We start from the raw sequence: 14,768 nt of genomic DNA, 5'->3' as shown, positions 1-14,768 counted from the left end.
TGCGGGCAATTCTGTTAACTCCTGTAACGATTTGCAATCATTGAGTGACCGCTCAGGATTAAAGATATCAATCCGCACAAATGTCCAACCAGCTCACAAAAAATCTCTCGAAGCTCCCGTTCTGCTCACATATGACTCAAAATCCACCAGCCTTCCACCAGCGCGGCAGTAGCCCAGATCACCGAAACCGCCTGCCAGAATATCAATGGATCACGCTGCATCAGCGGCTGACGGGTATGTAATGCCAACAAGGATTCGTTGGGCTGGAACAGGTCCGTACGGAACTCGGAGAAGGCTTCATAACGCTGACGAACCGACGGATGCATGGCCTTCTGCAAGGCCAGATCCAACCACAATGGCAAGTCCGGACGATGACTACGCAGCGGTTTGTATTTCCATTCACTGACCGACTTGGCACCACGGCGATAGACGTGCTCCATATCAAATGGCAAGGCACCAGCCAGCATTTCATAAACCATCACCGCCAGTGAGAACAGGTCACTCTGGCTGGTGGCAACGTTATCGACCACATACTCAGGTGCAATGTAGTTCACCGACCCCACCGGCACATCTTCCAGTGAGAATACACCTAGCTCGGCCAGACCTTTTACCGACACCGTGCCGTAATCAATGATCTTGACCCGACCGTCCTCAGTCAAAATGACGTTCTCCGGCTTCATATCACGATGCACCATACCCGCCCGTTGCAAACCACGCAGACCGAGAATGATCTGATCGGTGATGGCGCGCACCTGCTGCAAATCGGCATGTGGATGATCATGCATCCACTGCCGCAGACTGATACCTTCCAGCCACTCACACAGGTGATAGAGAAACTGGCTGTTTTCCTGCTGCGGCCAGATCTTCATCAGATTGGGGTGATCGAGACGGCTGCCGATCCATTGCTCACGAGCGAAGCCTTCCAGATAGGCCGGATCATCTTCAAAGTTGATCGATGGTGCTTTTAACGCATAGGTTTTGCCATCACGCTTGCTGACCACCTTGTACAGGTAACTGCGGTTGTTGGCATGGATGACCTTTTTCACCTGGAAGTGATCAATCACCGATCCTTCTTCCAGCACCGGCGGAATCACCCGCTGTCGGGCTGAGCGCTGCATTTCTTCCAGCTCACTGGATGGCAGGTCTTTTACCCGCAGGATCACACAGGTGAGGTTGTCGTCCGAACCCGCCGCCAGCGCATCGTTCTGCAATTGCTGGCATACCTGTTCGATCTGGCGCTGGGTTGATTCCTCTCCCAGGCTGGCCAACGCGTCACGCATGTGGTTGTGAGGCAAGTATCCATGCACACCATCGGTGGAGATCAGAAACAGATCCCCCACCTGCAAATCCCGCTGCAGATAATCCACTTCCAGACGGGTATCCATCCCCATTGCCCGTGAAAGTGCCTGACGGCCACCCATGTTGTGCACATGGTCGCGGGTGATTTGTTCGAGATTGCCACCCCGAAAATGATAAATACGGCTGTCACCCGCATGAAATACATGCGCGGTGCGGGATTTCAGGATCATGCCACTGAAGGTGGTCACCAGGCCGTTATGACGAGCACTGGCCTGTTGGCCGTGGTGGTACAGCCATGAGTTCAGGGCCGACAACACCTTGCCAGCAGCCGTTTTGACGTCCCAGCTGTCGGGGGTGCTGTAGTAGTCCTGCAGAAAATGGGTAACGCTGGTTGAACTGGCCTGTTGGGAGTTTTCGCTGCTGCTGACGCCATCCGCCACCGCCACGCCGATGCCTTTGAATCGCACCACCGACAAGGTTGGCTGATACACCGCAAAAGCATCCTGGTTAATGGGCTTTTTGCCCGCAACCGAGATACCGCCAAATTGAACATCCAGGGAATTGTTTGCCATTGATTGCCACCGTTCACTTCCGCATACGCAGAATAGCGGAAGCCATCAATAAAAAACCGCACCGATCCGGGGAGAGATCGATGCGGGAGAATGGGCATCGGGGAGAATGCCCAAATCAGAAAGAAAAGAGGAGCCTCCGAAAAACCATATACCGATGAAGGAAGATATGGAGGGGAGGTCAGAGTAATAGAGGCTCCCTAAACTGTTAGCGGCTTACGTTGATCAGCTCAACAGAACCGTCGTCACGAACTTCCACGATGTGACCTTTTGGCTCTTCCATCGCCAGCAGGGCAACAAAACCAACCACTGCCGTACCGGCAATCACATAGAAGAAGGTGGAGTAATCAACAAAGGACAGCACGGTCAGGTACACCACCGCACCCACGTTACCGTAGGCACCAGTCATACCAGCGATCTGGCCAGTCATACGACGCTTGATCAGTGGCACCACTGCAAACACCGCACCTTCACCACCTTGTACGAAGAAGGAACATGCCATCGCCGCCACAACCGCCAGCCACAGAGGCCATTCGGAGCTCACCATACCCATCAGGGCGTAACCAATGGCCAGACCGGCAGTCAGGATCAGCAGGGTTGGCTTACGGCCACAGCGGTCAGAAATCCAGCCACCGCCCGGACGGGACATCAGGTTCATAAAGGCGTAGGCAGACGCCACCATACCGGCTTTTACAGGGTCCAGCTGGAAGGTTTCAGCGAAGAACAGCGGCAGCATGGACACCACCGCCAGCTCAGAACCGAACGTAGCGAAGTACAGAATGTTCAGTACAGCAACCTGTTTGAAGGCGTAACGGTGCATTTCCGGAACTTCCGTAGTGAACACTGATTTGTTCACTTTCCAGACCTGGGACGCTTCGTAGAAGTACAGAACAACCAGAACCACATAGAAAATAACGGTGGTGCTTTCAGAGAACATTTTCACGCCGGCTGGAGACAGTTTCCAGGCCAGCAGCGCCAGTGCGGCATACATCGGGATCTTCATGATCAGCAGGAACCAGAAGTCGCCCTTGCTGGTCACTTCCATCGCACCCACGTGTTTCGGCTTGAAGTAGGTAGAGCCTTTAGGTGTATCGGATACGTTGAAGTAGTAGATAAAGGCAAAACCAAGGCTCAGGGCACCGGTCAGACCGATGGCATAACGCCAGCCGTCATCACCACCAAACCACAGGGCAACTACTGGCAGACAGAACGCAGCAGCAGCAGAACCGAAGTTACCCCAACCACCGTAGATACCTTCCGCAGTACCCAGCTCGTTGGCCGGGAACCACTCAGACACCATACGAATACCAATTACGAAACCGGCGCCAATGAAGCCCAGCAGGAAACGGGCAATGGCAGCCTGGCCAAAATCATCCGCGGTGGCGAACATAAAACACGGGATGGAACAGATCGCCAGCAGTGCAGAGTAAACTTTCTTTGGACCGAACTGGTCGGTCACCATACCAATAATCACACGGGCCGGAATGGTCAGCGCCACGTTCAGGATCAGCAGGGTTTTGATTTCAGACGGAGTCAGGCCGATGCTTTTGGCCATCGCCTGCAGCAGCGGGGCGTGGTTAAACCACACCACGAAGGTGATAAAAAATGCCATCCAGCTCAGGTGCAGGATCTTCATCTTGCCGGTAAAGGCAAACAGATTGAATTTTTCTACGCTCATGAAGAAGTCTCTGGGTTGTTATTCATTCCAACAAAAAGGCCATGAAGGGTCCCTCGTCCCTTCATGGCCTCGTTGCCATTCTTATCGAATTTTTCCTACTTCAGGCGTCCAGCCCATGAACGCCTGAAGTTGGTACCACACACGACTACGTTGTCGCAGTAGCACCGCAGACATTGCGACGCCATTGCCGCAATGCCTGCTGATTCAGTCACCTTTGACGATATCAGCCCAGTTCAACCTGGCCTGCGTTTACACGCACCGGATATACCTTCAGGCTGACTTCAGCGTCTTCAAGACATTCGCCGGTAGCCAGATCAAAATGCTGTTTGTACATAGGAGCTGCCACCATAACGCGGCCGCCCAGCGCACCCGTAATGCCACGGGACATCACGTTAGCCTTGCTGAATGGATCATAGTTGCTGACCGCATACAGCTGCTCGTTAGCGCTGACGCGGAAAATTGCCACTTGCTCACCATTGTGCAGGGCACACACACCAGTACCTGGAGTGATGTCTTTCAGTTCGCAAACGCTTACCCAATTGCTCATGTTTCTGTCTCCTGAATCTGTGTTGCCGGAGCCAGCAGCTCCGGCTATGAATCTGTGTGAAATTTATTTGCTGTTCAGATCAACCAGTTCGATACGCTCGAGCTCGGTTGCCGGACGGCGCTGACCACGCTCACGAACATAGGCGAGGTTGTCGTCAGCCTTGTCGGAGTTGATGAACTGGCTGAAACGCTTGAGCTTTTCAGGGTTCTCGATGGTGGTCTTCCATTCACACTGGTAAGTGCCAACCACTTTGGTCATGGCATTTTCCAGTTCTTCACAGATATTCAGGCTGTCGTTGATCACCACGTTTTTCAGGTAATCCAGACCACCTTCCATGTTTTCCATCCATACCGAAGTACGCTGCAGACGATCAGCGGTACGGACGTAGAACATCAGTACGCGGTCGATGTACTTGATCAGGGTGTCGTCATCCAGCTCGGTGGCGAACAGGTCAGCATGACGTGGACGCATACCACCGTTACCACACACGTACAGGTTCCAGCCTTTTTCGGTGGCAATCACACCGATGTCCTTGGACTGGGCTTCAGCACACTCACGAGTACAGCCAGAAACGGCGAACTTGATCTTGTGTGGTGAACGCAGACCCTTGTAACGATTCTCCAGCGCAATCGCCATGGAGACAGAATCCAGCACACCGTAACGGCACCAGGTAGAGCCTACGCAGGACTTCACAGTACGCAGTGACTTGCCGTAGGCATGACCGGTTTCGAAACCGGCATCCACCAGTTTCTTCCAGATTTCTGGCAGCTGGTGCAGTTGGGCACCGAACAGGTCGATACGCTGACCACCAGTGATCTTGGTGTACAGATCGTAATCACGGGCAATTTCACCCAGCACGATCAGTTTTTCCGGCGTGATTTCACCACCGGCAATCCGTGGAACGATGGAGTAGGTTCCATCTTTCTGCATATTGCCGAGGAAAATATCGTTGGTGTCCTGCAGGCCGATCAGGCCATCTTTCAGAACGTATTCGTTGTTGAAGGACGCCAGGATAGAACCCAAAGCCGGTTTGCAGATTTCACAACCGTATTCGCCTTTGCCGTGACCTTCCAGAACCTGTTCGAAGCTGCTGTAGCCCTGAACACGAACGATGTCGGCCAGTTGGGCACGGGTGTAGGCAAAGTGCTCACAGATGTCCGTGTTGACTTCAACACCCATGGACTCCAGTTCGGCATCCATAACCTGTTTCACCAGCGCCGCACAGCCACCACAACCGGTAGATGCCTGGGTGGCTTCTTTCAGGGCGCCCATGGTATGGCAACCGTTACGAACGGCTTCCTGGATCTGGCCCTTGGTAACGTCGAAGCAGGAACAGATCTGGGCAGTGTCAGGCAGGGAAGAAACACCCAGACCCACTGCAGCAGCACCATCGGTGGCTGGCAGGATCAGGCTGGCAGCGTTGCCAGGGATGTCCATGTTGTTCAGCATCAGTTGCAGCAGGGTGCCGTAGGATTCGGCTTCGCCCACCAGCACTGCGCCCAGTACTTTCTTGCCATCAGCAGAAACGATCAGACGCTTGTAGACTTCACCGATGTCATCGTTGAAGACGTAGCTCTGGGAACCCGCAGTACGGCCGTGAGCATCACCGATAGACGCCACGTCCACGCCCAGCAGCTTCAGTTTGGTGCTCATGTCAGCACCCTTGAACGCCAGTTCGGACGGGATGTGAGTGATCAGGTTGCCAATGATGTGGTTGTAGGCCACTTTGGCCATCTGGTAACCCGGAGCGACCAGACCGTAGATCTTGTTGTCCCACAGGGCACATTCGCCGATGGCGTAAATGTCGTCGTTGGAAGTCTGGCAGAAATCGTTAATCACGATACCGCCGCGCTCACCCAGTTCCAGACCGAACTTGCGAGCCAGCTCGTCTTGTGGGCGGATACCGGCAGAGAACAGGATCATGTCGGTTTCCAGGAAAGAACCATCCGCAAAGTTCATGCGGTAGCGGCATTCTTCACCGGCAACAATTTCCTTGGTGTTCTTTTCGGTGTGAACGGTCACACCCAGGTTTTCAATCTTGCGACGCAGCAGCTTGCCGCCGCCCTCGTCCAGCTGCACCGCCATCAGACGTGGAGCAAATTCAACCACGTGGGTTTCCAGACCCGCTGCTTTCAGGGCGTTGGCCGCTTCCAGACCGAGCAGACCGCCGCCTACAACGACACCGGTCTTGCTGACCGCGGCAGAGGCAGAGATGGCTTCGAGGTCTTCAATGGTACGGTAAACCAGGCAGTGATCCTGATCCTTACCCGGAACAGGCGGAACAAATGGGTAAGAACCGGTAGCCAGAACCAGCTTGTCATAGCCTTCAATACGGCCGCTGGCAGTGGTGATGGTCTTGGCATGAGTGTCGATGCCAACAACCTTGTCGTTCAGGGTGAAGATAACACCCTTCTCGTTGTATTCGGATTCGGTAGTCAGAGCCAGATCGGCTGCCGTGTAACCGGAGAAATATTTGCTCAGCTGAACACGGTCGTAAGCGAGACGCGGTTCTTCAGAGAAGGTGAGGATTTCAAACTGGGATGCGTATTCAGAAGTGGCCAGCGTATTGATGAAGTTGTGACCAACCATGCCGTTGCCAACAACGATGATACGTTTTTTGCTCATGAGGGATTCTCTCTATTATGTAGTCATGGTACGGGGAACTCCTTTATGTGCATCGTTGCGCTGAATGCCTGCGACGCCGTTGTGGCAGGCAACATCGCAAATGGTTTAGCAATCACAATGCCAACTTTTCCGTTTACGCCAAAAACAGCTTAAAACCGACCTGGTTTTCTTATTTATTCACTGCCTGACTGCTGCAAAAACCGTCCTAAAGATCATTTTTCAACCAATATCGTCATAAAAATTGCTCCATCAAGAAGCAGCTACCATATAACCTCGCCCGGTTCCCTTGAGCGCCACGATGAAACACGCACCATCCAGATGCGAAAGCCCAAAAAAGGCACCAATTTGAGACATTTCCGGACTTTGAGTCCGGCGTATGTGCATCAACCGCTCGCACCTGCGCAACAATCACACACCCCTCAATGAATATCGAAATCGACATACTGATTGCCATAATTGGCAGGCAAAAGCCGCCAGATATTCAAAGAACAGATGTATTGCGCTGAATTTACTGACATTCTCCGGGCCGTTACCGCGATCGCCACTGGCGAGAAAGGTTGCGCACTTCAGGCGCCCCCTCGTTGGGGCGTCTTTTTTCCTGCCCTGTCAGAAAAATCCCACAGCATTCCTGCCGACTGGCACTATTCTTGTATAGATTTAGCCAATTGCTGCGTAGACGTCCCAAATCGTCCAACAGCCCGGGCAACGCTGCCCCGCATGACCAGCACCAACGACGGTGCCATAGCGACATCCAGAATTCAGATAACAGAGCAGAGGCGCTCATCGGACATTACTCCGATGGGCGCTTTTTTTTGCGATAAAACAAAGGCGTAACCATGACTACAGTTGCCATTACCCAAACCCGTACAACCTGCCCTTACTGTGGCGTAGGCTGCGGTGTGGCTATTACCCGTCAGGACACCGACGTACTGCCCGTTGCCGGTGACAAACACCATCCATCCAACTTTGGCCGTCTGTGCGTAAAAGGCTCCAACCTGCATGACACCCTCGATCTGGATGGGCGCCTGTTATATCCGTCGGTAAACGGTGAACGAGTTGATTGGGATACGGCGCTGGACACCGTCGCCAACCAGTTACGCTCAGTGATTGCCGAACACGGTCCGGGCGCCGTAGCCATCTACGCCGCCGGCCAAATGCTGACCGAAGACTATTACGCCGTGAACAAGCTGATGAAAGGCTTTATCGGCAGTGGCAACCTCGACACCAACTCCCGTCTCTGCATGGCGTCTGCCGTGGCCAGCTACAAACGTGCGTTTGGTTCCGATACCGTACCGGGCTGTTATGAAGACCTCGAGCAGGCTGATTTGCTGATCATCACCGGCAGTAATGCCGCGTGGGCACACCCGATCCTGTTCCAGCGCATGACCGCCGCCAAAAAAGCCAACCCGGACCTCAAGGTGATTGTGGTAGACCCGCGCCGCACCGCCACCTGTGATCTGGCCGACCTGCATCTGGCGATTCGTCCGGGCAGTGATGCCTTCCTGTTTAACGCTCTGCTCGGTTATATGGATGCCCAGAACGCACTGGACACCGACTTTATCAACCAGCACACCGAAGGCAGTGATGAGCTGCTGGCCAACATCCGCAGCCAGTGGCAAGGCATTGAAGCCGCCGCAGCCCAACTGGATGTCAGTGCCGAAGACCTGACCACCTGCCTCGAATGGTTCAAGGCGCGTCCACGTACCGTGACCTTCTATTCTCAGGGCATCAACCAGAGCAGCTCCGGTACCGACAAGGGCAACGCCATTATCAACCTGCACCTGGCGACTGGCCGTATCGGCAAACCGGGTGCTTGTCCGTTCTCCATCACTGGCCAGCCAAACGCTATGGGAGGCCGTGAAGTGGGCGGCCTGGCCAACCAGCTGGCGGCTCACATGGACTTCGCCGATGCCGACCGTGATCGCGTACAGCGCTTCTGGAATGCTCCGAATCTGGTGCAAGGCCCAGGCCTGAAAGCCGTTGATCTGTTTAATGCCATCAAGGCCGGTGATATCAAATTCGTCTGGATCATCTCCACCAACCCGCTGGTGAGTATGCCGGACGCCGACGATGTGCGGGCAGCCCTGCAGGCCTGTGACATGGTAGTGGTCTCCGACAACATGGGTAACACCGATACTGCCCTGCTGGCGGATGTGCTGTTGCCAGCGGCTGGCTGGGGTGAAAAGAACGGTACCGTGACCAACTCCGAACGCCGTATTTCGCGTCAGCGTGGTTTCTTGCCAAGCCCGGGCGAAGCTCGTGCCGACTGGTGGATCATCAGCCAGATCGGCCGCCGTCTGGGTTATGAAAGTGCTTTCGACTGGCAACACCCGGCCGAAGTCTTTGACGAATACGCCCGCCTGACCGGCTTTGAAAACAACGGCAGCCGTGACCTCGACCTCAGCGGTCTGGCCGGCATGAGCCAGGAAAAATACGATCGGATGCTGCCAGTACAGTGGCCAGTAAACGCCCAATACCCACAGGGGCGTCAGCGTTTCTTCGAGGATGGCCGTTTTTTCACACCATCCGGCAAGGCGCGTTTTATCAACGTGACACCGGCGCTGCCGGTTTCCCGTAGCAACGACGGCCCACTGATCATGAACACCGGCCGAGTCCGTGACCACTGGCACACCATGACCCGTACCGCCAAGTCATCCAAACTGGCCCAGCATATTCGCGAACCGTATCTGGATATTCACCCGCAAGATGCCGAGCGTTTTGGTATTCAAGAAGGCCAGCTGGCACGAGTGTTCAACAGCCGTGGCGATATTCTGGTACGAGCCCACATCACCAGCGATCAGCGCACCGGTGAGGTGTTTGTGCCCATGCACTGGACCGACCGCTACGCCAGCAAAGGCCGTATGGGCGCACTGATCGACAAGACCAACGACCCGATTTCCGGTCAGCCGGAACTCAAGTTTACCGGTGTCAGCGTTGAGCCATTCAAAACCCGCTGGCGCGGTATGTTACTGAGCCGCGTGGATCTGGGAGCCATCCCGTGTGACTACTGGGCTTATGGCCCAACTGAAACCTGCCACGGTTATGAACTGGCAGGCAATCAGGAACCGGAAGCCATGCTGGCATGGGCAAAATCTGCCTTCCCGAACGCCCGCTGGCTGCAAATGCGCGATCCGATGGAAAGCCATGAACGTCTGGTCGCGGTAGAAAATAACCTGATCCAGATGGTGTTGTTCCTGCACCCGCATGAAGCGTTTGAAACCCGTCAGTGGCTGCTGGAACGATTCCGTGCTGGTGAACTGACCCCCGCCGAACGTCGTTTCCTGTTGGCAGGCAACCCGGCCGACGGTGTTGAAGACCAGGGCAAAACCGTTTGCTCCTGCTTCAGTGTGGGTGAGAAACCGATTCGTGAGGCCATCAAGGGTGGTTGCAAAACCGCCGAGGAACTGAGTGCCAAACTGCGTTGTGGTTCCAACTGCGGCAGCTGTATTCCGGAACTGAAAAACCTGATTCGTCTGGAAAGCGCCAACTGATTTTTCATTCCGTTATCAAAGTAGCAGGCAATACAGGGGCAATTGCTCTGATACGATGTCAGGACTCATATACCACCTGTGGTAATACCAAAGCCCCTCTGAAATCCCCTGCACAACTCTGCGCGACTGCTGCAGTGATCAGCCGGTGACTGCATTCGCATTAATACAGTTCACCGGCGCTTCTGAGTTCAGCAGCGCTTCTGATAAGGTACGCCAATAGCCGTACAGGAGTGCTGTTGTGAATTGCCACCGTCTGTTATCCGCCTTGTTGATATTGCTCCTGTTGAATGGCTGCCAACAGGAGCGTCCCAATCAGGCGCTTGGTACACTTGAGCGCAATCGCATCAGCATCACGTCTCCGGCCAGCGAAACCATCGTGCAGGTAGCCGCCCAAGAAGGCCAGACGCTCAAGGCCGGTGAGCTGGTTCTGCAGCTGGACACCACCAGTGCCGACGCCCGCGTTCAGCAACGAACCGCCGAATTACAACAGGCTCAGGCCGCACTGGCTGAATTGCAGGCTGGCGCTCGCAGTGAAACCATCGCCGCCGCCCGCGCCCGAGTACAAGGTGCTACTGCCACTCTGACCGAAAGCAACCAGCAATTAAAACGCAGCGAATCACTGCTGGCCAAAAACATGCTGGGACAAGCCGAACTCGATTCTGCCAAAGCGCGTCAGCAAGCCGCCGCCGCTACCTTGCACCAATATCAGGATCAGCTTGATGAATTACTGAACGGCACTCGCCCGGAACAACTCCAGCAAGCCATCGCTGCGGTTGATGCTGCACAGGCACGCCTGACGATTGAACAGAAATCACTGGCCGACCTCAGCATCAAGGCACCGGTCGATACCACTCTGGATATCCTGCCATGGCGACCTGGCGATCGTGTCAGCGCTGGTACCCTTCTGGTTTCATTACTGGAAACCGAAATCCCCTGGGTACGGGTCTATTTGCCCCAGGAACAACTGGCCAGCCTGAAACCGGGTAGCCAGGTGCAGGTGCAAATCGAAGGGCAAACCAGCCCGGTCACCGGAGTGATTCGCAGCATCCGTGCTCAGCCAGCCTTTACGCCATATTTTGGCCTCAATGAACGCGATCGTGCCCGCCTGATGCACTTGACCGACATTGATCTTGGCCCGGAAACCCGCGACTTGCCGACCGGACTGGGTGCTGCGGTATTGCTGCCATGAAACAGGATTCCGAACTGGCGATCCGGGTGCGCAACATGAGTCGCACCTTTGGTGACAAGCTGGCAGTCGACCAGCTGGATCTCGACATCCCCAAAGGCACCATTTACGGATTTCTGGGGCCTAACGGCTGTGGCAAATCGACCTCAATCCGTATGCTCACCGGCCTGCTGACACCGACCAGTGGCGACATTCGGGTGCTGGGTTATGAATTACCGCGCCAGGCCGAATTGCTGCGCACCCGCATTGGTTACATGACCCAGAAATTCTCCCTCTACGAAACCCTGAGCGTGCGCGAAAACCTCGACTTTGTGGGCCAGATCTACAGCCTCGGTCGCCAGCAACGCCGTCAGCGTATTGATGAACTGCTGCGCCTGTACAGTCTTGGTGATCATCAGAAACAGATGGCGGGTTCGCTCAGCGGCGGCCAGAAACAACGACTGGCGCTGGCCGCCGCCACCCTGCACCACCCTGATCTGTTATTTCTCGATGAACCGACCTCGGCGGTCGACCCGGAAAATCGCCGTGAATTCTGGGAACGCCTGTTTGATTTGTGCCATCAGGGCACCACGATTCTGGTGTCTACCCATTACATGGACGAAGCCGAACGTTGCCATGCGCTGGCCATTCTCGAAGACGGTGTCAAACGTGCCGATGGCAGTCCCGACCAGCTGATGCAGGACATGGGTGCCCGCGTGTTTGAAGTCAGTGGTGACGATTTACGGGCACTCAAAACCCGCCTGATCAACCAGCCTCAGGTAATTTCAGCGGCTCAGCTTGGTACCCGCTTACGTGTGCTGGTGCGAAAATCCGAACCTCAACCGCAGCAGTGGTTACAGCAGCAACTGCTCAACCAGACCAGTGAAGAAGTCCGCCCAAGCCTCGAAGATGTGTTTGTCAGCTGCACCGGGGGTCATCATGTCTGAATTGGGCAATAGCCTCAGCCGCACACTGGCCATCATCATCAAGGAGCTGCGCCAGCTGTCACGGGATCGTATGACCTTTGCCCTGATCCTGATGATTCCGATGGTGCAGCTGATCCTGTTTGGTTACGCCATCAATACCGATGTTCGCCATATCGAAGTCGGCGTGGTCGATCTCAGCCAGTCGAGCTGGAGCCGCGAGTTATTGCGAGTAACGGCCGCGACACAGGCAGTGGATTTTCATCATTCGTACGGGTCGGTGCAGGAAGCTGAACAGGCCATTACCCGTGGTGAGGTCAAGGCAGTGCTGTATCTGCCTGCGGATCTGCCCGAGCGCCTGGTGGTGCACCCATCCTTCACCGGACAAGGGCAAACCAGTCGTCAGCCAGCGCTGACACCGGCGGTTGGACAATGGCTGGTCGATGGCTCCGATACTCTGGTGGCATCCAGCATTCGCGGCCTGCGAACCCTGCCATTGGATGAAGTGGCCGGGCGTCCACACAACCCGGCATTACCGGTGCTGGAAGTAGTGCAGTACTTTAATGCCGAACAACGCAGTGTGGTGAACATAGTGCCAGGCCTGCTGGCCATTATTCTCACCATGACCATGATCCTGTTCACCTCCGCAGCGATTGTGCGCGAGCGCGAACACGGCAACATGGAATTCCTGATCACCACCCCGGTAAAACCACTGGAGCTGATGATTGGCAAGATCACGCCTTACATGCTGGTTGGTATCTTGCAGATCAGCATCATCCTGACCATGGGACATCTGGTGTTCGATGTGCCGATCCGTGGCAGCGCGCTGAATATTCTGGGCTCGGCCCTGCTGTTTATTGCCGCCAGCCTGACGCTGGGACTGGTGATTTCCACCATTGCCCGCACCCAGTTACAGGCGATGCAAATGACGATTTTTATCCTGCTGCCGTCGATTCTGCTATCGGGGTTTATGTTCCCCTACGACGCTATGCCGGAACCGGCGCAATACATCGCCGAAGCATTACCGGCGACGCACTTTATTCGCCTGATTCGGGGCGTGGTACTGCGGGAAGCGCAGATCAGTGATATGCCAGCCGACGCTATCTGGCTGGCGCTGTTTGCGCTGGGTGGTTTGCTGGTGGCCGCCAAACGCTTTCACAAACAGCTGGAATAAACCGGCCCGCGCCGGTTTATTGCTCAGCCTGAAGGGTCTGACGTGGCAAGGCTTGCAGATACAGACTTACGAACTGCTGCAAGGGAGCACTGCTTTCCTGCAAACGCGCCTGTAAAACCGCACCCTCCCAACCAGTCCAGAACCAGCTGGCCAGAGCCTGACAATCGGTATGTAATGCCAACTCCCCAACCTCCACCGCCTGCTCAAGACAGATCGCCAGGCGCTTTTGCCAATCGCCGAAGGTGTCCTGCAGCAAACTGCGAAAACTGGCAGGCAAGGCCGCTACTTCCTGACCGAGATTGCCAATCAGACACCCACGCCGCCATTCAAAGCGCGCCATGCCCTGTTCGGCATCATCCGCAAAGGCCTGAATCCGCGCCAAAGGAGGCAAGGCCTGATTGCTAAAATGGCGCTCCAGCTTGGCCGCAAAATAGCGTCCATATTCTTCGATCAGCGCCAGCCCAAAGGCTTCCTTGCTATCGAAGTAGTGATAAAACGAACCTTTGGGAACGCCAACACGTTTGAGGATTTCATCAAGACCGCTGGCACTGAAGCCTTTTTCGGTCAGAATTTCGAGACCGGCGCGCAACAACAGCGCACGGCTGTCCTCATCGGAAATCCGGGCTTTCGGGGGGCGGCCACGCCGCTTGGGAGGAGAATCAGATATGGTCATAACCATCATGATAGTCCGACGGCTATAACCACTTCAAATACAGGGAGATTACAGAGACGAAATAACCGGACAGTTGTCCATCATGCCGATAAGTCAAATACCGGATTGCACCGAGTAGACGTCGGGTGTCGGGTGTCGGGTGTCGGGTGTCGGGTGTCGGGTGTCGGGTGTCGGGTGTCGGGTGTCGGGTGTCGGGTGCGATCTTGTGGGCATAAATGCCCACACTACAACAGAGCATCAAATTGAAACGATTTCACCCAGCGCAGCTGGCCACCGTTAATTGCCCATCTGGGCGAGCCGGGATTCACCGCAACGGCCGACCCAGCCGGGGCATGGATGCCCCGCAAGGCCCGTTGGCACAGGGATGTGCCATCGGGCCGGGGTCGAATAGCCGTTGTCGGTGAATATCGGAGAAACGAGCCCAGTCGGGCAAAAGCAGGGGGAGGCCCGCCCGGCCGGGGGACAAGGTCCCCCAAGAGGGCAAGCAGCCTGGCCAATTAACAAGCCGAGAGCCACCGGACGTCGGACGCCAGACGAACAGTATCAATCAACACCGATTTCGCCCAGCGCAGCTGGCTGCAAAATGCCCATCTGGGCGAGCCGGGATTCACCGCAACGGCCGAC

9 protein-coding genes are annotated in these 14,768 nt (G+C 55.4%); 4 read left to right on the top strand and 5 right to left on the bottom strand.

Going from position 1 to position 14,768, the window contains the following annotated elements:
* Nucleotides 1-125 precede the first annotated feature (125 nt).
* From OUO13_RS15210 to nirB, 4 genes are all read right to left on the bottom strand, one after another.
* Nucleotides 126-1,871, bottom strand: coding sequence for a bifunctional protein-serine/threonine kinase/phosphatase (locus OUO13_RS15210; protein ID WP_283174749.1), 1,746 nt, complete (start codon nucleotides 1,869-1,871; stop codon nucleotides 126-128).
* A 205-nt stretch (nucleotides 1,872-2,076) separates the two neighbouring features.
* A complete protein-coding gene (locus OUO13_RS15205; protein WP_283174748.1) occupies nucleotides 2,077-3,546 on the bottom strand; it encodes a NarK family nitrate/nitrite MFS transporter in 1,470 nt (489 codons plus the stop codon).
* Nucleotides 3,547-3,769: 223 nt separating this feature from the next.
* Complete coding sequence (gene nirD / locus OUO13_RS15200) at nucleotides 3,770-4,093, bottom strand: nitrite reductase small subunit NirD (protein WP_283174747.1); 324 nt, start codon at nucleotides 4,091-4,093, stop codon at nucleotides 3,770-3,772.
* A gap of 63 nt (nucleotides 4,094-4,156) precedes the next feature.
* On the bottom strand, nucleotides 4,157-6,718 hold the full coding sequence (gene nirB, locus OUO13_RS15195; RefSeq protein ID WP_283174746.1) for a nitrite reductase large subunit NirB: 2,562 nt from the start codon (nucleotides 6,716-6,718) through the stop codon (nucleotides 4,157-4,159).
* A gap of 836 nt (nucleotides 6,719-7,554) precedes the next feature.
* Between nirB and OUO13_RS15190 the strand changes: the two genes are divergently transcribed.
* From OUO13_RS15190 to OUO13_RS15175, 4 genes are all read left to right on the top strand, one after another.
* A complete protein-coding gene (locus tag OUO13_RS15190; protein WP_283174745.1) occupies nucleotides 7,555-10,209 on the top strand; it encodes a nitrate reductase in 2,655 nt (884 codons plus the stop codon).
* 238 nt (nucleotides 10,210-10,447) lie between these two features.
* The gene (locus OUO13_RS15185) at nucleotides 10,448-11,398 is read left to right on the top strand and encodes an HlyD family secretion protein (RefSeq protein WP_283174744.1); all 951 of its coding nucleotides are present in this window, start codon (nucleotides 10,448-10,450) and stop codon (nucleotides 11,396-11,398) included.
* On the top strand, nucleotides 11,395-12,321 hold the full coding sequence (locus tag OUO13_RS15180) for an ABC transporter ATP-binding protein (protein ID WP_283174743.1): 927 nt from the start codon (nucleotides 11,395-11,397) through the stop codon (nucleotides 12,319-12,321). Before OUO13_RS15185 ends, OUO13_RS15180 begins: the two co-directional genes overlap by 4 nt.
* Nucleotides 12,314-13,471: an ABC transporter permease gene (locus OUO13_RS15175; RefSeq protein WP_283174742.1), complete on the top strand. Its 1,158-nt coding sequence runs from the start codon at nucleotides 12,314-12,316 to the stop codon at nucleotides 13,469-13,471. The genes OUO13_RS15180 and OUO13_RS15175 overlap by 8 nt, the downstream gene beginning before the upstream one ends.
* A 16-nt stretch (nucleotides 13,472-13,487) precedes the next feature.
* On the opposite strand, the gene acuR is transcribed toward OUO13_RS15175, so the two are convergent.
* Nucleotides 13,488-14,144: an acrylate utilization transcriptional regulator AcuR gene (gene acuR, locus OUO13_RS15170; RefSeq protein WP_283174741.1), complete on the bottom strand. Its 657-nt coding sequence runs from the start codon at nucleotides 14,142-14,144 to the stop codon at nucleotides 13,488-13,490.
* Nucleotides 14,145-14,768: the final 624 nt, after the last annotated feature.

It is taken from the genome of Parathalassolituus penaei (assembly GCF_026626885.1).
Taxonomy (GTDB): Bacteria; Pseudomonadota; Gammaproteobacteria; order Pseudomonadales; family Oceanobacteraceae; genus Oceanobacter; species Oceanobacter penaei.
This window is presented reverse-complemented; position numbering and strand designations above follow the sequence as displayed.